19 protein-coding genes are annotated in these 21,824 nt (G+C 58.6%); 8 read left to right on the forward strand and 11 right to left on the reverse strand.

Annotated features, from left to right (window positions below; translation table 11 throughout):
* Window positions 1–49 precede the first annotated feature (49 nt).
* Window positions 50–232: a DUF6026 family protein gene (locus AB7M26_RS22305; protein ID WP_008069248.1), complete on the forward strand. Its 183-nt coding sequence runs from the start codon at window positions 50–52 to the stop codon at window positions 230–232.
* Window positions 233–429: 197 nt separating this feature from the next.
* A complete protein-coding gene (locus tag AB7M26_RS22310) occupies window positions 430–2,175 on the forward strand; it encodes a phosphoethanolamine transferase CptA (protein ID WP_123496774.1) in 1,746 nt (581 codons plus the stop codon).
* Window positions 2,176–2,364: 189 nt separating this feature from the next.
* Here the strand turns inward: AB7M26_RS22310 and AB7M26_RS22315 are convergent, their stop codons facing one another.
* The 7 genes from AB7M26_RS22315 to AB7M26_RS22345 all read right to left on the reverse strand — a co-directional run bounded on the left by AB7M26_RS22315 (window position 2,365) and on the right by AB7M26_RS22345 (window position 8,263).
* Window positions 2,365–2,856, reverse strand: coding sequence for a GNAT family N-acetyltransferase (locus tag AB7M26_RS22315; protein WP_123496776.1), 492 nt, complete (start codon window positions 2,854–2,856; stop codon window positions 2,365–2,367).
* A 116-nt stretch (window positions 2,857–2,972) separates the two neighbouring features.
* Window positions 2,973–3,554 carry a DinB family protein gene (locus AB7M26_RS22320; protein ID WP_429376675.1) on the reverse strand — a complete coding sequence of 194 codons (582 nt, stop codon included), beginning with the start codon at window positions 3,552–3,554 and terminating at the stop codon, window positions 2,973–2,975.
* An 18-nt stretch (window positions 3,555–3,572) separates the two neighbouring features.
* Entirely contained in the window at window positions 3,573–4,691 is a 1,119-nt protein-coding gene (gene zapE / locus AB7M26_RS22325) for a cell division protein ZapE (protein ID WP_123496780.1), read from the reverse strand.
* Window positions 4,692–4,873: 182 nt separating this feature from the next.
* Window positions 4,874–5,215, reverse strand: coding sequence for a nuclear transport factor 2 family protein (locus AB7M26_RS22330; RefSeq protein ID WP_007897370.1), 342 nt, complete (start codon window positions 5,213–5,215; stop codon window positions 4,874–4,876).
* A gap of 53 nt (window positions 5,216–5,268) precedes the next feature.
* A complete protein-coding gene (locus AB7M26_RS22335; protein ID WP_123496782.1) occupies window positions 5,269–5,985 on the reverse strand; it encodes a helix-turn-helix transcriptional regulator in 717 nt (238 codons plus the stop codon).
* A gap of 205 nt (window positions 5,986–6,190) precedes the next feature.
* Window positions 6,191–7,150, reverse strand: coding sequence for an agmatinase (gene speB, locus AB7M26_RS22340; protein WP_123496784.1), 960 nt, complete (start codon window positions 7,148–7,150; stop codon window positions 6,191–6,193).
* Window positions 7,151–7,171: 21 nt separating this feature from the next.
* Window positions 7,172–8,263: a polyamine ABC transporter substrate-binding protein gene (locus tag AB7M26_RS22345; RefSeq protein ID WP_123496786.1), complete on the reverse strand. Its 1,092-nt coding sequence runs from the start codon at window positions 8,261–8,263 to the stop codon at window positions 7,172–7,174.
* A 101-nt stretch (window positions 8,264–8,364) separates the two neighbouring features.
* On the opposite strand from AB7M26_RS22345, the gene AB7M26_RS22350 reads away from it, so the two are divergent.
* Both AB7M26_RS22350 and AB7M26_RS22355 read left to right on the forward strand, forming a co-directional pair.
* Window positions 8,365–9,258, forward strand: a complete 894-nt coding sequence (locus AB7M26_RS22350) for a LysR family transcriptional regulator (RefSeq protein ID WP_123496788.1) — start codon at window positions 8,365–8,367, stop codon at window positions 9,256–9,258.
* Window positions 9,259–9,472: 214 nt separating this feature from the next.
* Window positions 9,473–9,946 carry an LEA type 2 family protein gene (locus tag AB7M26_RS22355; protein WP_008069225.1) on the forward strand — a complete coding sequence of 158 codons (474 nt, stop codon included), beginning with the start codon at window positions 9,473–9,475 and terminating at the stop codon, window positions 9,944–9,946.
* A 3-nt stretch (window positions 9,947–9,949) separates the two neighbouring features.
* Here the strand turns inward: AB7M26_RS22355 and AB7M26_RS22360 are convergent, their stop codons facing one another.
* Together AB7M26_RS22360 and AB7M26_RS22365 are read right to left on the reverse strand one after the other, a co-directional pair.
* A complete protein-coding gene (locus tag AB7M26_RS22360) occupies window positions 9,950–11,527 on the reverse strand; it encodes an alkaline phosphatase D family protein (protein ID WP_123496790.1) in 1,578 nt (525 codons plus the stop codon).
* 68 nt (window positions 11,528–11,595) lie between these two features.
* Window positions 11,596–12,519, reverse strand: coding sequence for a carbon-nitrogen hydrolase family protein (locus AB7M26_RS22365; protein ID WP_123496792.1), 924 nt, complete (start codon window positions 12,517–12,519; stop codon window positions 11,596–11,598).
* An 85-nt stretch (window positions 12,520–12,604) separates the two neighbouring features.
* Here AB7M26_RS22365 and AB7M26_RS22370 point away from each other — a divergent pair, with 85 nt between their 5' ends.
* On the forward strand, window positions 12,605–13,543 hold the full coding sequence (locus AB7M26_RS22370; protein ID WP_123496794.1) for a LysR family transcriptional regulator: 939 nt from the start codon (window positions 12,605–12,607) through the stop codon (window positions 13,541–13,543).
* Here the strand turns inward: AB7M26_RS22370 and AB7M26_RS22375 are convergent.
* A complete protein-coding gene (locus AB7M26_RS22375) occupies window positions 13,536–13,787 on the reverse strand; it encodes a hypothetical protein (RefSeq protein ID WP_007897387.1) in 252 nt (83 codons plus the stop codon). The two genes, AB7M26_RS22370 and AB7M26_RS22375, sit on opposite strands and share 8 nt — an antisense overlap.
* Before the next feature lie 166 nt (window positions 13,788–13,953).
* On the opposite strand from AB7M26_RS22375, the gene AB7M26_RS22380 reads away from it, so the two are divergent.
* Window positions 13,954–14,271, forward strand: a complete 318-nt coding sequence (locus AB7M26_RS22380; protein ID WP_123496796.1) for a DUF883 family protein — start codon at window positions 13,954–13,956, stop codon at window positions 14,269–14,271.
* Between the two features lie 117 nt (window positions 14,272–14,388).
* Window positions 14,389–15,567, forward strand: coding sequence for an integrase core domain-containing protein (locus AB7M26_RS22385; protein ID WP_123501468.1), 1,179 nt, complete (start codon window positions 14,389–14,391; stop codon window positions 15,565–15,567).
* 110 nt (window positions 15,568–15,677) lie between these two features.
* On the opposite strand, the gene AB7M26_RS22390 is transcribed toward AB7M26_RS22385, so the two are convergent.
* Entirely contained in the window at window positions 15,678–16,718 is a 1,041-nt protein-coding gene (locus tag AB7M26_RS22390) for an Ldh family oxidoreductase (protein WP_123496798.1), read from the reverse strand.
* A gap of 267 nt (window positions 16,719–16,985) precedes the next feature.
* Here AB7M26_RS22390 and AB7M26_RS22395 point away from each other — a divergent pair, with 267 nt between their 5' ends.
* Complete coding sequence (locus AB7M26_RS22395) at window positions 16,986–21,812, forward strand: dermonecrotic toxin domain-containing protein (protein ID WP_123496800.1); 4,827 nt, start codon at window positions 16,986–16,988, stop codon at window positions 21,810–21,812.
* Window positions 21,813–21,824: the final 12 nt, after the last annotated feature.

The raw sequence follows: 21,824 nt of genomic DNA on the forward strand, positions 1-21,824 counted from the left end.
GAAATCGGGAGCGAACTTACAGTTGAGACAGCCATTTGCGAGGTGAGCAATGGGCACCGTACACACAGCACTGCCAGCACAAACCCTTTACGTCACGATCCGTCGCGATGAACTGCGCCAGTTGAAAGATGAGCGCGACCAGTTGAAGCGGGAAGTCGCCCAATTGCGCCTGCTGACCCAAGGCAATCAGGCTCAGCCCTTGCCCGTCACCCAACGCGCCCCCCACGCCTGACCCCTCGTTTGGCTCGGAAGCAGCCGCTGCTGTTTCCGACTCGCTGCAACCCTGCCAGCTCTGGCAACTCACAAAGTTTTCACACCTTCTTGTTGATACTCCGGATCATTGTGGCCGCTCGGTATCCACGCGGCGCCCGTTCGTCTGCGACAAGGAGAGTGCCGACGGCCGAAGTAATTATCAGGCTGGAGTGCTGAATGGCTTTGTTTAAACGCAGCAAAACGTCTGCGAAAGGTTTTGATTGGGCAGGATTTCTCTGGTTATTTCTGTTCTTCTGGTATTTTTCGGGCATTACCCAACTGCTGATTCAACTGACAGGTACTTCCGGTTTTGCCGGGTTCCGCCAGGCCTTTGTGATGAGCGCCATCTGGCTCGCGCCGATGCTGCTGTTCCCCAGAAAAACACGGGTGATGGCCGCACTGATCGGCGTGGTGCTGTGGGCCTGTTCGATGGCCAGCCTCGGTTATTTCTTCATCTATCAGCAGGAATTTTCCCAGAGCGTCATCTTCATCATGTTCGAATCGAACGTGTCTGAAGCCGGCGAGTACATGACCCAGTATTTTGCCTGGTGGATGGTACTGGCGTTCCTCGCCCACACCGCGTTCGCGTATTTCCTGTGGACCCGTTTGCGCCCGGTATACCTGCCACGCGGCCAGGCATTGGTCGCGGCGACGGCAATTCTGCTAGCCGTGGTCGGTTACCCGCTAATCAAGCACACCGCACGCAGCGGCAGCCTGGCGGGCGGCTTCGAGAAGTTCGAAACCCGCATCGAGCCCGCCGTGCCTTGGCAGATGGCCGTGGCCTATCACCGTTACCTCGATACCCTGGCCGGCATGCAAGACATGCTTCACAGCGCCAGCAAAATTCCACCGCTCAAGAACCTCACCGATTCGATGGCCAATCAGCCGGCGACCCTGGTACTGGTAATCGGTGAGTCCACCAACCGTCAGCGCATGAGCTTGTACGGCTACCCTCGGCAAACCACGCCGGAGCTGGACAAGCTCAAGGATCAACTGGCGGTTTTCGATAACGTCATTACCCCGCGTCCCTACACCATCGAAGCGTTGCAGCAGGTATTGACGTTCGCCGACGAAGAAAACCCCGACCTCTACCTGTCCACTCCGTCGGTAGTCAGCATGATGAAACAGGCGGGTTACAAGACTTTCTGGATCACCAACCAGCAGACCATGACCAAGCGCAACACCATGCTCACAACGTTCTCCCAGCAGGCCGACGAGCAGGTGTACCTGAACAATAACCGTAACCAGAATGCCGCCCAGTACGATGGCGATGTGATCGAACCGTTCAACAAGGCTTTGGCTGACGCGGCACCACGCAAACTGATCGTTGTGCATTTGCTCGGCACGCACATGAGCTACCAGTACCGTTACCCGCCGACATTCAACAAGTTCACTGACCGCAAAGGCGTTCCGGACGGCGTGCGTGACGATCAGGTGCCAACGTACAACAGCTATGACAACGCAGTGCTGTACAACGACTTCGTGGTGTCGAGCCTGATCAAGGACTACGCCAAGTCTGATCCGAACGGCTTCCTGCTGTACCTCTCCGACCATGGCGAAGACGTCTTCGACTCCGTTGGCCATAAAACCCTGGGCCGCAACGAGAGCAAGCCGACGGCGCCGATGTACACCATTCCGTTCATGGCTTGGGCCTCGCCGAAATGGCGCGAAACCCATGACTGGAGTTTTGCCGGCGATCTGAGCCGGCCGTACAGCAGCTCGCAACTGATTCACACGTGGGCGGATCTGGCCGGCCTGAGTTTCGATGAACTGGACCGCAGCAAAAGCCTGGTCAGCGACAGCTTCAAGCCTCGGCCATTGATGATCGGCAACCCTTATGCACGTAAGCAGAGGCCGTTGATCGACTTCAGCCTGATGAAACCCAAGGGCGCACCTATCACGCCGGAAGTCGTTCAGCAGTAATTGCACATGTGGGAGCGGGCTTGCGTGGCGAGGGAGCTTGCTCCCGCTCGACTGCGAAGCAGTCGTAAACCTTTTATATGCGGTTTAATTTTAAAATGCAGGGGTCGCTGCGCGACCCAACGGGAGCAAGCTCCCTCGCCACAAAAGCCCTCATTCCACAACAAGCTCGCTCCCAAAATGGACTGCGAATTAAAGCGCCTTGGTCCAGAACAGCATCCGGCCATGCGCCGGGTCGAACATGCCTGGCGCAAAACCGAATTTGCCATAAGCCCCCTGAGCCACCGCGTTGCCTTCCAGTACTTCCAGAGTGATTTTGCAGCAGCCGCGCTGGCGCGCGATATCCTCGACTTTGTGCAGCATCTTCTGGCTCAATCCCAACCCGCGAAACTTCGACACCACCGCCACATCGTGCACGTTCACCAATGGCCGGCAGGCGAAGGTCGAAAAACCTTCAAAACAGTTGACCAACCCTGCCGGCTCGCCGCCGACAAACGCCAGTACGCTGAAGGCATGGGGACGTTTGGCCAGTTCCCCCGGCAGTTGTCGCAATCTATCGGCGGGTAACGGGTGACCGCCGCCCATTGGGTCTTCGGCGTAGTGGTTCAATACAAGACAAATCGCCTCGGCATGCACCGGGTTGGTGTAGCTGGCCTGAAGCACAAGAATTTCTGCGGATTCCATTTCCACCCTCAATCACACAAGTTGCCCCAGCTCGCTTCTTGCGCGCTGAAAGGTCTGACGACCTTATCGCGAGTGCCGGGGTGCCGACAACCGGATCCTGTTGTGATCGCTCTCTCTCAAACGCCCCAGATCAATGCCTCGGTCCATCCCAACTCGGCAAAATCCTCAGCCCTCAGTTTTGCCTCACCGGCACAGAAAAACTCGTCCAGTTGCGGCGGCTTGACCGAGGTGCCACTGAGCATCGCGTGAACCTGCCCGCGATGATGAATCTGATGCTCGAACAAATGGGACAGCATGCGCAAACGGCTGTCATGTTGCGGGGTGTCGCGCGCGATGGTCACGAGCCGTCCGAGGTCTGCGTCGCGCAGTTGCTCGCAGTAGGCAATCAGTCGACGGTCCACCAGGGCTTGCTCGCGTTTAAGATCGATGCCATGGGTGAATGGCTCGTCTTCGTTGAAAAACACGTAGCAATCGGGATGCGGTTCGTCACCGCGCAACTCCCGCTCCAGTGCATCCACATAGAACCAGTCACAGGTCAGGATGTGATTCAGGGTCGCGCTGAGGCTGGGAAAGAAACTGACTCGCGGTGCCGCCAGTTCGGCCGGGCTTAGCTGAAGCCAAGCCTTGGCCAGTCGGTGATTGGCCCAGGCGTTCTGATAGGCCATGGTCAGCAAATGGTGGGACAAGGGCTGATTCATGTTCTCTCCTCCCGGATATCAAACCTCGGCGAAACGTTTGAGCTGCATTTCCTGCAGACGACTAAGGGTGCGACGAAACGGAAACTCCAGATAGCCCTCGGTGTACAACGCCTCCATCGGCACCTGCGCCTCGAGGTACAGCGGCACCTTGCGGTCGTAGCATTCGTCCACCAGGGCGATGAACCGCCGCACGCCATCGTCATGCACCGACAACTGCGGCAACTCGCGATCCCCCGCCGCCACCCGTTCGACGCCGTCTTCAGTGCCGCGGGCGATGCGCCCTTCTCGTTTTTGCGCGCTGAGGTTGGGCACGTCACTCAACAGAATAGCGCTGAAGGTGTCGCACAGGGCCATGAAGTCCATGGCGGCAAACGGCTGTTCGCAGAGTTCGGTGTAACGGCACCAGAGCACGGTTTGACTGGCCTTCATGACATTGACCGAACGGTAGCCGATCTTGACCGGATCGCTGGACAGCGACTGGCCGACGGTCAAGGCTTTGAACACCTCGCTCAGCGCGCCGGGCTGACCCGGTACGTTCACCCAGTAACGCTGCAGACCGGCGCCAGGATGCAGACGATGATCTTCCCCACCATCCACCGCAATCACTTGCATGTGTTGTTTGATTGCAGCAATAGCCGGCACGAACCGGTCACGATTGAAGCCATCTGCATACAGCTGATCCGGCGGTTGATTGGAGGTGCAGACCACCACCACACCCTGCTCGAACATCACCTGAAACAAACGTCCGAGAATGATCGCGTCACCGATGTCGTTGACGAACAGTTCATCGAAACACAGCACCCGCACTTCCTGGCTCAGCTCGCGGGCCAGCGCTTTCAATGGGTCGGCGGTGCCGGTCAATTGAAAGGAGCGCTGATGCACCCAGCCCATGAAATGATGAAAGTGCTGACGTCGGGCCGGGACGCGCAGGTTTTGGTAGAACTGATCCATCAACCAGGTCTTGCCCCGCCCGACCGGCCCCCAGAGGTACACACCGGTAATGGACGCGCGGTCTTCATGCAAGGCTTCATGGCATTTTTGCAGCGCCCACACGGCATGTTCCTGAGCTTCGTCCTGGACGAAGCCCTTCTGTTCGATGGCGTGTTGCCAGGCGCTTAAGGGAGAGTCGACATTCATGCGCGGCAGTATACGTCTCTGGGGCTGCTGGTGAAGCCTGATGCCAGTAGGTCAAACACACCCCCTGTGGGAGCGGGCTTGCCGGCGATGAGGCCGTGTCAGTCGCCATGCATGTTGGATGACACACCGCTTTCGCGGGCAAGCCCGCTCCCACAGGTTCCGCGCCGCGACACAACACCGGGTTACAGCGAGATGTCCAGCCGAGCGATCTTGCCCTGTTCATTGAGGCGGAACATGTAGCGCAGTTCCAGCGGGCTGCCAGGGAACGTTCCGGAGATCAGGTTGTGCACCAGCACTTTGCCGGTGCGCAGTTGAACGTCGAGTACCTCGACCCGGGGCTGATAACGTTGTGCGGTGTCTTGCATCCATTGGGCGATGGCTTGTGTGCCGACCTGATGCTGCCCCTCATCGAACACGTTGGCATCCTCAGCGAAAAAACTGGCAACCCTCGACGTGTCACGAGCATTGGCAGCGGCAATGTAGGCGGCGATGGCGGGGGCCAGTGAAGAGGCTGGATTGGACATGTTTACGGCTCCTTTTTGGGTTGATTCTGGTGCCATGCTAAAACAAGCCTGTGTCAATTCTTGTCAGGAGTGAAACGCCCTGCTTCGTCCAGTTGCATCTGCTTGCGCCAGGTGCGCAGCAGGTCGCTGCGCCGCCCCGGATAGCGTTCGCCCTGCTCGCTGGCGGCCGAGATCCGGTCGGTGCGAAACGTGCGATAGGCACTGCGCAACTCACACCAGGCGACGATGATCCGCACCTCGTTGAGAAAGCCCAGGGCCAGTGGCCAGATCAGCCGCTGACTCGGCACCTGATTGGCGTCCGCGTAGTCGATGTGCAGCTTGGCCTGATCGCGGATGGCTTGGCGAAACACGTTCAAAGGCACGGCATTTTGCGGATAGCCATAACCCGGCGGCCCCGGCAGCACCGTCGGGTTGCGCAAGGCCTCCTGGGCCGTGGGGTCGAGTACCGCAGCGATTTTTGCCAGGGCATCGGCCGCGGCTTTGCCCAACACCTCATCGCCACGCTGATCCACGTAACGCAAGCCAAGCACGATGGCTTCGGTTTCGTCGGCATTGAGCATCAAGGGCGGCAGAAACAGACCGCTGCGCAACACATAGCCGATCCCCGCCTCGCCAAAAATCGGTGCGCCGAGCGCGGTGAGTTCAGCGATGTCGCGGTACAGCGTGCGTTCGGAAATCTCCAGTTCGCTGGCCAATGTCGCCGCCGTCACCGGACGACTTTTGCCCCGCAGCACTTGTAACAAAGTCAGTAAACGGCTGGTTCGCGACACGGTCGGCAGGCTCTTTCCTGAAAAGTCGTCGGAGCTTAGCAGAGGCTGTTGTCAGAAACTGGCAGGAGCGATTGGTCGGTCTGAAAAGCTTCGCGGGCAAGCCTCGCTCCTACAGGTACAGCGATTGCCGCGTGATTTGGGCACGACACAAAACCTGTAGGAGCGAGGCTTGCCCGCGAAGGCGCCATACCAGACACCACAAAAACTACCGATCGACCTTATGCCTGGCCGCATACAAACACAGCATCTCCATGGCCAATGTCGCCGCTGCCAGTGAGGTAATGTCCGCGCTGTCGTAGGCCGGCGCCACTTCCACCACGTCCATCCCCACCAGGTTGATCCCGCGCAAACCGCCGAGAATCTCCAGCGCCTGCACCGTGCTCAAACCGCCGCACACCGGCGTTCCGGTGCCCGGCGCAAAGGCCGGGTCGAGGCAGTCGATGTCGAAGGTCAGGTACACCGGATGATCACCGACCCGGGCACGAATCGCCTCGACGATCGCTTCGCACCCTTGCCGATGCACCTGCCGCGCATCCAGTACCTGAAAGCCCTGATGATCGTCATTGGTGGTGCGCAACCCGATCTGTACCGAGCGCGACGGATCCACTAACCCTTCTTTGGCCGCATGCCAGAACATCGTGCCGTGATCGACGCGCTTGCCCTCTTCATCCGGCCAGGTGTCGCTGTGGGCGTCGAAGTGAATCAATGACAACGGGCCATGCTGACGGGCATGGGCCTTGAGCAGCGGATAACTGACGAAGTGATCGCCGCCAAACGTCAGCATCGCGCAACCGCCGCTCAAGATGTGCTCGGCGTGGGCTTCGATGCTGTCCGGCACCGACTGTGGCGTACCGTAATCGAAGGCGCAATCGCCGTAGTCGATCACCGCCAAGTGATCGAACGGGTCGAACGTCCACGGCCAATGGCGTTCCCAGGCGATCCCGGTGGATGCCGCCCGAATGCCGCGCGGTCCGAAACGCGCGCCGGGACGGTTGCTGGTGGCAGTGTCGAACGGTACGCCGCTGACCACCACATCGACGCCACGCAAGTCGCGGCTGTATCGGCGGCGCATGAAACTGGTGATGCCGGCGTAGGTGCTTTCGGCGGCAGTCCCGTAAAGACTGTCGCGGGTCATGGCCTGATCGTTCTGTGCAGGGACGTCCATGGTCTATTCCTTGTTATTGGCTTATTGGCGGCTACGGAAAGTGGTCCACAAGCGGGTGCGCTGACGCATGTCCTTGAGGCTCATGCTGCGGTCGGCGTACAGCCGCTCACGCACCTCGCTCTGCGGGTAGATGTCGGGATCGCTGCGCACTGCCTCATCCACCAACGGCGTCGCCGCCCGATTAGCCGTGGCGAAGAACAGCGTATTGGTCAGCGCTGCAACGGATTCGGGACGCAACATGAATTCGATGAAGGCCCGGGCGGCTTCGGGGTGCGGTGCGTCCTTGGGAATCGCCAGGTTGTCCTGCCACACCAGCGTGCCCTCCCGCGGAATGCGGTAGGCCACTTCGAACGGCTTGTTGGCCTTGCGCGCCTGATCGGCGGCCATGCTCGCGTCACCGTTGTAGGTCAATGCCAGGCAGACGCTCCCATTGGCCAGATCGTTGATCTGCCGCCCGGTGGCGACGTACAGCACCGATGGCTGCAACTGACGCAACAGTGCGTCGGCGGCTGTCAGATCAGCCTTCTCGGTGCTGTAGGGATCTTTACCCAGATAGTGCAGCGCCAGGCCGATCACCTCTTGGGGCGAGTCGAGAATCGCGATGCCGCAATCTTTCAACTTGCTGGCGTATTCGGGTTTGAACAACAGGTCCAGGCTGTTGAGCGGTGCGTTGGGCAAGCGCTGCTGCACTGCTTCGACATTCATCCCCAACCCGAGCGTGCCCCAGGTGTAAGGCACGCCATACCGATTGCCGGGGTCGACCGCCGCCAGCTTTTCCAGCATGTCCGGGTCAAGGTTGGCGTACCCCTTGAGGCCATCGTGAGGAATTTCCTGCAGCGCACCCGCCGCCAGCCCACGAGCCAGAACGCTGGACGACGGCACCACCACGTCGTAGCCACTGCCGCCGGTGAGCAGCTTGGTTTCCAGCACTTGCGGTGTATCGAACGTGTCGTAGCGCACGTGGATGCCGGTTTCCTTTTCGAACCGCCGCAAGGCGTCGGGCGCGACGTAATCGGCCCAACTGTAGAGATTGAGGACTTTTTCCTCGGCCTGGGCCGGCACGGCCATGGCGAGGAACAGTGCGGGTAAACACAGCTTGAAGAGCGGAGCCATGACGAACACCTGACCGGAGGAAGTGGTTGCAGGATGCGTCGTCGGTTACATTGGAAAAATACCAAGTTAATCATCCTGACTTTATTGCGGAGTAATGTTTGATGCTCGGTCAACTTCATGACCTCGACCTGCACCTGCTGCGCCTGTTTGTCAGCGTGGTGGAATGCGGTGGTTTCAGCGCGGCTCAGGGTGAGTTGGGGCTGAGCCAGTCAAGCATCAGTCAGCAGATGGCCAGGCTCGAAACCCGGCTTGGTTATCGGCTGTGCAGTCGCGGCAAGGGCGGGTTCAAAGTCACCCCCAAGGGCGAGCAGCTGCTCCTTGCCATTCGTGCCTTGTTCGAGTCGATCGAAGCGTTCCGTCATCAATCCAACGGCGTGGCCGGACGCTTGATCGGCGAAGTGCGCCTGGGCTTGTCCGAAGCACTTGATCAATCGGTGCTGCAACGGGTTGCCGAGGCGATCCGGCGCTTTCGCGAACGGGATGAATCGGTGCGTATCGAGTTGATCAGCGCCATGCCCGGCGAAATGGAGCGGCTGTTGCTGCAACAACGGCTGGACCTGGCGATCGGCTATTTCTCGCAGGCGCAAAGCGCTTTTGACTACCGCGAACTGTTCACTGAAACCCAGCACCTGTATTGCGCCCCGGGGCATCCGTTGTTCACCGATGAGGCGCCTGACGATCAGGCGCTTCAGGCCTGCGACCGGGTCGATCACCCCTACCGCTTCCTGCGCAGCGACGAGCCGTTTCAGGGGAAAATGTGTTCGGCCCGTTCCGAGCAGGTCGAAGGCACCCTCGCCTTTATTCTTTCCGGCAAGCACGTTGGCTACCTGCCCGATCACTTCGCCCGCAGTTGGGAAGACAAAGGGTTGCTGCGCGCCGTGCGCCAGGGCGACATGAGTTTTGAGGTGGCGTTCCATCTGGCCCGCCATCGCGCACAGGTGCCGGGGGATGCGCAAAAAGCCTTTGAAGAGGATTTGCTTGCGGCGTTTGCTTGAAGATCAAAAGATCGCAGCCTCGTTGCACTCGACAGCTCCTATAGGGTAAACCCATGTAGGCGCTGCCGAAGGCTGCGATCTTTTGACCTTGCTTGGTTCACCGGCGTGGAGAGTGAACCCGCATCACCTGCGGCTGTCGCACAGTTGAACCGTGCGTAATGCTCAAGAGCCGAGCCACGAGCGGCTCGGCCTTTTTCTTTACGAGAACCTGTCCATGCGCAGATTGTTTGCCCTGTCTCTGTCCCTCCTGTTGCTCTCCCTGAGCGCCTGCGCCCTGTTCCCCCAACACGACCCGCTGAACATCAACGTGGTCGGTATCGAGCCACTGCCAAGCCAGGAACTGGAAGTGCGTTTCGCGGTAAAACTGCGCGTGCAGAACCCCAATGAAACGGCGATCGACTACAACGGCGTGGCCCTGGATCTGGAGGTGAACGGTCAATCCCTCGCCTCTGGTGTCAGCGACCAGTCGGGCTCGATCCCGCGCTTTTCCGAGGCGGTGATTGTGGTGCCGGTGAGCGTTTCGGCCTTCTCGGTGCTGCGTCAGACCCTCGGGCTGGGTCAGACGCAGACACTGAACAATCTGCCTTACGTGCTTCGGGGCAAACTGGCTGGTGGCGTGTTCGGCACGATGCGTTTCCTTGATCGCGGCAAACTCCGCCTGCCGGAGCCGACCACCGGCACGTGGTAATGCTCACGGCTCGGCTCGCGGCTTAACCGGATCGATCACCTGGGTCACACAATGTTTGAGGCCTTCTATGTGCCAGTTGGCCCACAGCCGACTTTTGCCGGTGCTGTCTTCGTCCGGCTCTATCGCCAGCCAGTTTCGAGCGGCGATCAGGTAACGTCCCCGTGCACCGATGGGCAACATGGTTCCGGTGATGGCGTAGTCGATCTGTTCCTGGTGCTTGCCAATGGACTCCAGAAACTGCACTGCCAGCACCGGCGGTGCAGGATGCACGACCCCGGTCGAAATCAATTGGTAAATCAATCCCGAACCATCGTTGCGATGCCGGGACAACGTTGATTCGATCACGCAAGCCCCCGCCACATGAACATCACCGGACACCAGCGTGACCTTGCATGACTCGGCATGGGCGAAATCCAGCAGACGCATGATCAGCCGCTTGCGTTCGTCCCGGTGGGGCAGGCTTCGCCAATGATCGCGCAAATCGTCCTCGAGTTCCTGTTGCCCCGAAATCAGGTCCAGTGCCTTTTCCGCCGCCTGCAAATCAAGGTAACCCACGGGAATACTCGACATCAGCAGCAAGTGCTTATGCCCCTTGGCCTTGCCCAGCCAGGCATAAATCGCATCCCAACTGACGGGCGAAATGATCCGGGTTCGCCGGGCCGGCGCAGTCGTCAAATCCGGTGCACGTTCACTGCGCAAGTCGGGAACCAGCAATGCCAATTCACCCAAGCCGGTAAACCCCAGGTGAAAGCCGTCAGCGGTATCGGGAATCGCACAAGGGTGGGTATCAGCGGACGGTTTGAGGTGAGGATGAGTCTGGATCAGTTGTTGCTGGAAAATCCTGAAATAGCGTTTGGCCGTGGCAAACAACCCCTGGAACACCGGGCTTGAATGCAGAATCTCATCGTAGGAACCCCAGCCATCGATGATGTCGTGGTCATCCCACATCATTACCGTCGGAACGGCGCTGAGCAGCTTCGCGACCTCAGGCTGTTTCCAGCGCTCCAGGTAAAGTCTGGCGAAGAACTTGTCCAGATCGGCTTCGATCACCTTGCTGTAGACCGCCTTTCGACGGTCGGCGAAGGGTTTGGCAAACCATGTTTTCATCGACGACACACTGCTACGCATATCGTCGCTGTAAACCTGATCGCCCCCCATCAACAACAGGTGATAGGGCTTGCTTTGATGAGCCCCCCACATGTGCTCCCAGCGCTCATGGTTTCTGTCTACCTTCTCCATGTCCTTGGGGTTCGAAAAGCCGTTGCACGACACATAGGCCATGCGCGGCGACTGCCCCTCGGCCGGAACGACGAAGTTGGCCTGCGCACCCTCTATCTTGATCGTGTAAGTGCTGGCAACGGCCTGGTCTTGCAGCGCTTTTAAATCGATGCGCCAGACGCGGTACTGAGGACTGAGCAACGGGATATCGGCGATGGCCAACGGTTTGCCGGCAGTGACACCGTCGGGGACTTTTACGCTGGGTGATGACCCGCCCAAGGGTAAAACCACTAGGGCAGACACGTTATAGACATTACTGTTGATGCCACGAAATTGCAGAATCGGGCCGAGTAACAAACTCATGGACAGTCCATCCGTTGACAGGGGTGTGAACGCCTGGAGACTAGACGACAATCACACCCCCCGACGGATTATGCGTTGAACCGCACGCCCGGTTTGGCCCGCTCATCCACCGTCAATTCAAATATGTCCGGGCGCGCGTAGTGCCCGACCACGTCGTAGTCATAACGGGCGCGGATCAGATCGTCAGTATCGATTTCGGCGCACAGCAAACCCGCCTCGTCACGCAGCGGCCCGGCGAGAATGTCGCCCATGGGCCCGACAATCACGCTGCCGCCGGCAATCAACGGGCGCTCCGCCGGCCAGTTGGCGATGTCCACGCCCAAGGCTTGCGGTGAGGCCTGGACCTGACAGGCGCTGACGACAAAGCAGCGTCCTTCATGGGCGATGTGGCGCATGCTCACCTGCCACATTTCCCGCTCGTCCACGGTCGGCGCACACCAGACCTCCACGCCTTTGGCGTACATCGCGGTGCGCAGCAGCGGCATCATGTTTTCCCAGCACACCACGGCGCCGATTCGCCCGACCTGGCTGTCGATCACCGGCAAGGTCGAGCCATCGCCCTTGCCCCAGATCAGCCGTTCGGTACCGGTGGGCATCAGTTTGCGATGCTTGGCGACCAGTCCGGCCTGCGGGTCGAAATACAACGCGGTGCAATATAACGTGCTGCCCGCGCGCTCAATCACGCCGATCACCAGATTGGCCCCGGTGCGTGAGGCCAACCCGGCCAAGGCTTCAGTCTCGGCACCGGGCACGTCTATAGCGTTGTCGAAATACCGCGCAAACGCTTCACGACCTTCCGGCAGTCGATAGCCGAGCTGCGTACCGAATCCTTCGCCTTTGGGGTACCCGCCGAGCAACGCCTCCGGCATGACCACCAGCGCGGCACCGGATTCGATAATGGCGGTTTCCCAGGAGAGGATTTGATCGAGGGTTTCAGCCTTGCCGCCGGGCAAGGCGCCGATTTGCAGCGCAGCAACGATGGACTTGGGCATCACGATGACTCCGTCAGTAATGAGGTGTTGCTCATTCTCCGGCGCCACAGGATCATGAATAAAGCCCGACTCACTGCTGAATGATATGAACCAAATGAATATCGCTGCCGTCGATCTCAATCTGCTCAAAGTCTTCGAAGCCCTGCATGAGGAATCCAGCGCCAGCCGTGCCGCACTACGTCTGGGCGTGACGCAATCGGCGGTCAGCGCGGCGTTGCGTCGATTGCGCGAGGTGTATGGCGATCAATTGTTCGTGCGTACCGGCCGAGGTCTTGCGCCGACGCTCAAGGCCAACCAGTTGAAACCGGTGGTCAGCGATGCGCTGAACAAATGCCGCCAGAGTCTGGCGATGGTCGATCCGGCGGCGAATCATTACGACGGACGTTCGGTGACGGTGGGTTTGTCGGATGATTTCGAAATCGCCTACGGGCGACGATTGATTGAAGAGATCGCGGACCGCGCGCCGAAACTGCGGCTGATCTTTCGCCAGACCCACAGCCAGATCGTCGCCCAGGCCTTGATGGAGCGCAGCATCGATCTGGCGATCACGGCAGGCGGGTTTGCCGAGCGTTTGCTCAGTCGTCAGGTGCTGGGTGAAGGGGATTATCTGTGCCTGGTGGACCCCCTCAGTCTGGCCGAGGGACAAGAGACTCTCAGCCTTGAGGCGTTCGTCGCCCGCGAACACATTCTGGTGTCATCGGGCGGTTTTATCGGGATTACCGATGAAGGCTTGGCGGCGTTGGGGCTGAGTCGGCGGGTATGCGCGTCAACCACGCACTTTGCCGCGTTGCCGCATCTGCTCAAGGGCAGTCAGGCGGTTGCGACTATTCCAGCCCATGCGGCTCGAAGTATCGCCGCGCTCAGCGGATTGGCGCTGCTGCCCTGCCCTTTGGCGCTGCCACGCTATCCGATCGAGCTGGGCTGGCGCACCAGCACGCAGCTCGATCCGGTGGTGTTGAAAGTGCGCGAGGCGATAATCGCGACCTTTTCCCAACAGGGGAATCGTGTCTGGACGTTTATTTAGCGGCCATCAGGCGATTGACTTCGCTGCGCACCATGTTCGCGAATTCAGGGGGCGACATGCCGTCGAGTTCGGCGCGGACCCACTCGGCCCATTTGCCTTTGCGCTTGGCACGCTCACCGAACAACCGTGCGGCTTCGCCCTTGGATTTACCCAGGTTGTTTTGCCAGAGTTCGAACAGACGGGATTTTTCATCTTCAAGCGCCGCGCGCTCGGCAAGGGGTTTGTCGGCCAGATTGAAGCTCATGGAAGATTACCTGCTGCGTAAAATAGGCGACATCTTACACTGTAGGAGGAAATGTCCTGTCGTGGATTTTTCTTCAGAGTGGAGTCGCCACGCAAAATGACTGCAACTTTTGCCAGGGCGCCAGACTCCATTGTTCACTGCCCGTTTATCTGCAAGGAGTACTCTAATGGCCCGCAAAATCATCGATCAAGTCGCCGATGATCAAATCAAGGATCAGGTCTTCAGCGAACTTCAGGCCCTGATCGAAGAGTCGGAAAAACTGCTCAAGAGCAGTGCTTCACTGGTCGGTGAAGAAGCGGACACCCTTCGTGGGCAAATCGCCCAGAAGCTCCAACAGGCGCGGGGTTCAGTTTCCAGTATGCGTGACCGGACCAGGCCCGCGGTCGAAGCCAGTGAAATCTACATCGGCGGTCATCCCTGGCAAACCGTGGCCATCTCCGCCGGATTCGGTTTGGTGGTGGGGCTGTTGTTGGGTCGTCGTTAAGCCAAGCGCAACCTATGTGGGAGCGGGCTTGCTCGGGTAGAAACCGGAGACATCCTTTACGTTTTAAACCGGAGACATCGTTTACAGGTATGAAATACGGTCAGGAGGTGCCTGACCATGCCCTGGAATCGAGAGTCCCCAATGGATCAGAGAGTGAAACTCGTAGGCGACTGGATGTCCGGCGCCTATTCCAAATGTGAGCTGGCACGGCATTACGGTGTCAGCCGGCCCACTTTGGACAAGTGGCTAGCGCGCTATGCTGAACGTGGCATCGACGGGCTCAAAGAGCTGTCCAGACGTCCGCACCACAGCCCCCATCAAATCAGTGAGCATGTCCTTGAGTTGCTGATCGCTTATAAGCGCGAGCATCCGAGTTGGGGACCTGAGAAGTTGGTTCACAACCTTAAAAACACGCACGCGGAGCTGCCTTGGCCCGCGTTGAGCACCGCTGGCGAATGGCTCAAGCGTGCAGGTTTGGTGCAAAAACGACGTTTCCTTAATCGCCCACCGACGGGGCCTATTCCATTACGCGAAGCCACAGAGCCCAATCAAACATGGGCGGCGGATTTCAAAGGCGACTTCGCCCTGCAATCAGGTCAGCGCTGCTTTCCTTTGACGATCTCCGATCATGTCAGTCGATTCCTCTTACTTTGTCGGGCGCAAAGCAGTGTGGCTGGGGCGCGCGAAGGATTTGACTGGGCTTTTCGAGAGTATGGGTTGCCCAATGTCATTCGCACGGATAACGGTTCACCTTTTGCCTCGACCGGCGTGTCGCGCATCTCCAGTCTGGCGGCGTGGTTCATACGTTTGGGTATCTATCCCGAGCGTATCCAGCCCGGACGCCCTGACCAGAATGGCCGCCATGAACGAATGCACCGAACCCTCAAGGCTGCGCTGCTTCAGACACCTGAGCATAATTTGGTACAGCAGCAGCTGGCGTTTGAACGGTTTCGCCACGAATACAACTACGAACGCCCTCACAAGGCCCTGGCAATGAAGGTTCCGGCGGATGTTTATGTGCCATCCAGCCGCCTCTACGACGGACGTGTGCCGGAGGTGAATTACCCTTCACAAATGCTGGTCAGAAAAGTCCGGCAAAACGGTTCAATGAAGTGGAAAGGTGGAATGGTATTTGTCAGCGAATCGCTGGTGGGTGAGGCACTAGGGCTGAAGGAGGTGGAAGATGAGGTCTGGGAAGTGTATTTGTGCAATTACCTTTTAGGTCGTTTGAAAAGCGGTGAAAACCGCCTTTCAAACCCACAAAAACGTAAAGGATGTCCCCGGTCTCGATTGTAAAGGATGTATCCGTTTCTACATCGCGAAAGCGGTGTGTCAGGCAACATCAATGTTGACTGTGCCGCCGCCTTCGCGAGCAAGCCCGCTCCCACAGGTTCCGTTTTCAGGGTTCAGAGCCCGGCCAGTTCCCGCAGATCTGCCAGCGTCTGAGCATCGAGCGCAATACCTTCGACCTTGGCCTTGGCGCGCTGTCGGTGACGTCGATCACCCGGTAACCGCTTGAGCCCCACACCGTGCATCTGCCGGACCAGTTCCTGGCTGCGCTCGGCAAAATTCTGCCCCGCCGATTTGCTCGGATCGATCACAATCAGCAGTTGACCGGTCCAGGGTGTTTTCGCCCCCGGATGGTTCGACCAGTCGAACTCAAAAGAAAAATTGCCCCCCGTCAACGCCGCCGCCAACAGCTCCACCATCATCGACAGCGCCGAGCCCTTGTGTCCGCCAAACGGCAGTAAGGCGCCGCCTTCAAGGATTGCTTTTGGATCCTGGGTCGGCTGGCCGAGGCTGTCCACCCCCATGCCTGGCGGCAAACGCTCGCCTTTGCGGGCGGCGATCTGTACATCGCCATGGGCGATGGCGCTGGTCGCCAGGTCGAAGACGATCGGAGCACCGTTGGCCCGAGGGGCGGCGAAGGCTATCGGGTTGGTCCCGAACAACGGACGATCGGCACCGTGCGGCACCACGCAGGTCATGCTGTTGACCACACTCAGCGCCACCAGCCCTTCATCGGCAAACGGCTCGACGTCTGGCCACAAGGCAGCGAAATGGTGGGAATTACGGATGGCCAGTACCGCAATGCCGGCGCTGCGGACTTTTTCGACCAGCAATGGCCGCGCCGCCGCGAGGGCCGGTTGGGCAAAGCCATTACCGGCGTCAACCCGGACAAACCCCGAAGCCACGTCCTCGACCACCGGTACAGCTTGACCATTGACCCAACCACTTTGTAACGTCGATACATAACCGGGAATGCGGAACACACCGTGACTGTGAGCCCCGTCGCGCTCGGCGCCGGCGCAGTTGAGGGCCAGGGTTTTGGCGACATCGGCCGAGGTGCCGTGGCGCAGGAAGATCTGCTCGAGCAACGCCGTCAGCGCTTCGAAGGACAGGTTTTGCGAGATAGCAGTAGACACAGGATCGTGTGGCGCAGACATCTGAAGCTCCAGAATAATTATTGGAGGGGGCAACAGCGTATGAAAACCAACCGATTAACAACGGGCGACGAGCAGCCTGTCAACCTTTCGCTTGAACCGGAGCATCTGATCAGAACCGATTGAGCCGAAAAGACGCTTTGGCGCATGTTTGCACAAACATCGGGCGGCCATGTGGTAACTATCTACCACCTTCGACTCCCCCGCGACTTTTAGTCTTGAGCCTCAACCCACAGGCGCATTCAGCAGCGCCCTGAACGAGACTCGACGATGTCCACACCTCCCGCTCCGCTGTTTTTCCCCCAAGCCCTGCACTCGCCCGGCCACTGGAATGATCTGGGTAAAACCCATGGGCTGACGCGCAAGGATTTCGAATGGTTCAGTCATCTGGAACTGGCCAGCCAAACGTTACGCAGTCAACAGACTCCGCCCATGTTTGCCGAAAAAATCCTGCTCAATGCGCAAGACCTGACCTCCATCCCCTTGGCCGGCAGCTTCGTGTTGAGCCTCACTCCAGATGACAACGGTGAGATTCTCTACACCCCGTACGCCGGCATAAAGAAGTTCCATAGCCGCGAAGCCTTGATCGAACAGCTTGAACGTCAGCTCAAAGGCGCGACCGAAGACGACGACCTGCTGGCTTTCATGTCGTTGTCTGCGCGTAAAACATTGGCGGCTGCGGCCAACATTCAGGTGAGCTTTCAGGCCATCGAGGGCGACATATTCGAAGACCAGCGCACCGTCATCGCCAATAACCAGCGAATGAACGAGCAGGCCATGCTGGACGAGTTGTTCAAGCTGCCAACGCTCACCTCGCTGCTCACTACGCTGCTTGATGAGTTGCTGCAGTCGTCATTCCCGGGCCTTGATCAAAGCCAGACCCGACTCAACTTCTACTCCATTGCACCGGCCCATGACGACAACCAGGAAAGTGCCCCGCCCCGGCGCTGGATCAACTCCATGTCCCTGAGTGACGCGGTACTGTCGTACTACCGCCATCAGCGATGGCCGATCGGGCAGTCTCATGAATTCTCCCATCCGGAAAAAAAGCCGACGAGCACTGACCAACACCAATGGGAAACCGCGGTAAAGACCGCTTCCAGCAAACTGATCAGCCTGCTTTCCGGGAAACTGCAGCGCTACTGGGACAATGCGGCGGCTGATGGGGCATCCCGCCGCGTTTTTTTCAGCCGGGCCATCCGTGAAAAGGCGCGCGCAGAGTTCCTGATCAAGCGTGAGGCCGAGATCATCAGCCCTGAACAAAGCCAGGCCTTGCACTCGTTGATTCAGCCGACGGCGAGTACGTCCTCGGCACTCAGCCTCGAGACGGTGCGCCTTTGGGAACACGCAGCCAATTATGTCGAACTGGCGGGCGCACTAATGATCAGTCACGCCAATTCCAAGGCCTTTCTTTACACCCCTACGCAAGGACTCCAGGTGCTGAAGGACTATCAGGACCTCAAAGATACCTTGCTGAGCAAATTCAGCGCGGTCGGCCACGAAGATGAGCTCTACGGCCTGCTAAGCCTGGAGGAGCGTAACCGGTTCATCGGTTTCAATCAGCCTCAGGTCTCCGGCGAGGTAATTTCAGGCTCGATATTCAAAACGCTGTTTGAGGCGATCATCACCAAGCAACGGCAAAACATGGAATACGTTCTGCAGGTTTTCCGTCACAGCGACGGCACCGTGGACCTCCATGCCTTATTCGACAAGGCACTGGATATCCGCGCCATGATCAGCGATCAATTACTGACGCTGGATGTTCAGGGACGCTGGAGTACCCGGCCGGTGTTGTCTGGCAACCAGTTGCCCTCCATGGTCTTGGCGGATAGAGCCGCGGCTTTCGTAAAAACCTTCAGCGATGTCGATTCGCTGATCAGCGCGGAATTCGCCTCCCAGCCGATCGCCTCTGGGGCCCTGCAGCGCATTTACCTGGAGAATCTGAAACCGCGCCTGGCCCACGCGCTTTCCGTGGGTGTACGGGGAGAAGCCAGCCTTCGAGTGCTCAACGCCACGCTGCGGGACGCCGACCGGGCCATTGTCGATACAGTGTTCAACCCGGATCAACCGGATCGAGAAACGCGCCTTGCCCTCAATGGTTTCAGGCCTGACGCTTATTCACTGCTCCTTGAGTGCTCCAGGCAGAAGAATCCGCTGCCCTTGGCCAATTGCGTACTGTTGACCGAACGTGGCGGGCTCGATGTTCAACATTCCGGCCGGGCAATTCTGTGGACGCCTGCGACCGGACTGGAAGTCTTCGCGACGGTCAGTAGCGCAACGACGGAATTGAACCGGCGCCTGCTCGACGCCAACAAACGCCTGGAATTGCTGGAAAATCTCAACCCCGCCCAGCGCACATTCCACCAGCGCTATACGCTCAACTCGTTGCGACTGATTGAGGGCAACGTCCTGCGGCGCCTTGCGCAATCCTCCATTGACCACTTCCTGGCCCGTTGCGAACACCTGCGCGGCCTGAAGCTGGACGCCGCACAAAAGATCAAAGCGCTTAACGAAATGACGCAACGGGTCATCGACACCAACTTGCAAAGAGCCAGGTTGATCTCGCAGGCCATCACCCGACAGCAGTCCCTGCCTGCATGGCTTGGCATGGCCCCTGTCGAAGAACAGCAGTTACACATTGAACTGCTGGAGCAATACCACAACAGTGTCTCCGACGATAAAGACTACCTGCACGGCGTCCAGACCCTGAAGTCCTATGTGCATGACCGATTGGTGTCATTGCTCGGCAGCCGATTCACAGGAACGCGACTGAACCCCGACCACATCAAAATCACGCCCAACCTGGCCCTGGCCGGGCCGGCGCGTAGCCTGACCGAGTTTGCCCTGAACCCTGTCAACGCAGCTCAAGGCATCGGCTTCAAGATTGCCTCGACAACCTCGACGGCCCTTCCCGATCGCCTGGATCAGAACGCCGTGCGCCAGCTTGTTCAGTCACTGAATATCCACAGCGATTATGCAACGCGGGTGACGGATGCGTTGACTAAAGCCGGCACCGATACCGACAAACGAAAGCAGCGTTTTATTCAGCAACTACCGTGGCAACTGTTGCAACACGCTCATGCACTGAAACTGCAGCAACATCTCAGTGCCAGCGCTTTCGACTTGATCTGGCAGGTTCTCGACATGCCGGACGCCATTGCCCGCGCGGCTGTAACAGGTGCCCACGCCATCGTCAGGCCGCTGGAACTGATCAAGACCACAGGCGCCGCGGCCGTTAAAACCCTGGGTCTGTACCTGATCGGCCCCGGTGTCGGACATCAAGGGCCGCAAATCCTGTATGCGCCCTATCACACAGGCTCCGTATTCACCGAATTCGAGAACGAAGCCAGCGTTATATCTGCGATCAATGCGCCAGGGGCACTGCAGAATCTGATCATTCGTCGGCTTCCCGAGGGTGAGCAAACCTTGTTCGGCAACCTGCTCAAGTCCACCGTCGGACAACAAAGCGAAATCACCCTCGCGTCCACCCCCATTAACGGCAACCTGCTTGCACAACTGTTCAGCGATAATGTCGGCCTTCTATCAAAAATGCTGGGCAGCCAGTCAGAGATCACCGGCCAGGCCGACTGGGAAACCGCCAAAAACCTGTTCAGCGCCGGCATCAAACTGATTTCGGGCCTGTTGCCGGGCAAACTCGCCTATGGGCAGTTACTGTGGCAAAGCTACAAGGACTTCAAGAACTCCGCCGAAGCGCTACAGGATCATCACTGGAAACAGGCATTGCAGGCGTTTATTGCCGGCACCGCGCAAATGGTGACGTTGGGCAAGTTGTCGCTGGAGGCTTCAGCGCCCCCTGCGCAAGCGACCTCCACCGCGCCTGTTGCCAAACCGGTGGCCGCCCTGCAATGGTCAAAAGTGAAACCGACGGCTCTGATGCGCACGGTGTTGCAGCCTTTCGAGACCACAGACGTTGCGTTAAAGGATCTGAAGAAGAGCAGCACCAATGGAACTTACCTGGACTCGACCAGCAATCGTACGTACGCCCCCGTCGAGGGAAAGGTTTACCCCGTGGTCAAAACCGGGCCGGTCTGGCGAATGATCAAAGACCGACAGCAGGGTCCCGCGTTGCTGGCGGCTTCCGGCCAGCAGCTAGTGATCGATCCGGACATCCACACGGTCCATTACGGCAAAGCCCTGTCGAAAATGCACAATCAATTTGTTGTTGATCGCACGGCTCGAGACATTCTGAATATCGAAGCGCGGGGAATGGAAGACATTCGGACAAAACACCCGGAAAAAGCACGCATGATCTTGCAGGCCATAGACTTGGCTCGCTATTACGCGTTTAACAGTCTGCATAATCTGGCGCAGCTCAGACACCTGAATCCGGGGACGCGGCTGGATACCTTTCTTAAAGCCTTTTTTGATGCTGATCACCTCGACGCCAGCCTCCTGGACAAAATCAAAAAGGTCATCGTTCCCATTTGCACAGCGCTGGTGGACCCAAACGAGGACTTGATGAACACCGAACGTTTTGTGGTCGGTTCAAACAAATACGAGACCAATAGCACGATCGCTTTTGTTGTGCATGACGATGCACAGAAGCGTGTGCATTTCACGGAGATGTTTTTTGACCCGCAACTCGATTGGTACAAGTCCTGTTTGACTGAACCTTTCGACGTCGACGGCCATGCCAGGGCCGCAACCCTGATTCATGAGTTCTCCCATATTTTTTCAAACACCGTAGATATTGCAACGCTTGAGGCAAGGCGTCCGTTCACCGATCTGATCGCCACCGTCATTGGTTTCGGTACGCAAACCAAACAGACTCAGCAGGACTTCCAGCGAGAGGCACTGTCCCTGGAGACCCCGAGGGAAGAACTGTTTGCCCGCTGGAACGAAACATTGCAGTCATGGATCAGTCTGGACTCGATTGAGGGGTTGGAGCATGTGGGTAAGGACATCCTCAAAACGACGAGCTGCAAAACGCTGGATGAGGCCCGCAACGCCTTCCTGAATCCACGGAAGGTGGACCTGCGAGCCGACATCATTTTGCGCAACGCCGACTCGATCGCTCACTTGATCTGTGAAATGGGTCGACAACTGGATCCGGTGCCAGCCCCGCCCACTGCCTGACATTCCGGGCGT

Source organism: Pseudomonas sp. F-14 TE3482, assembly GCF_053629455.1.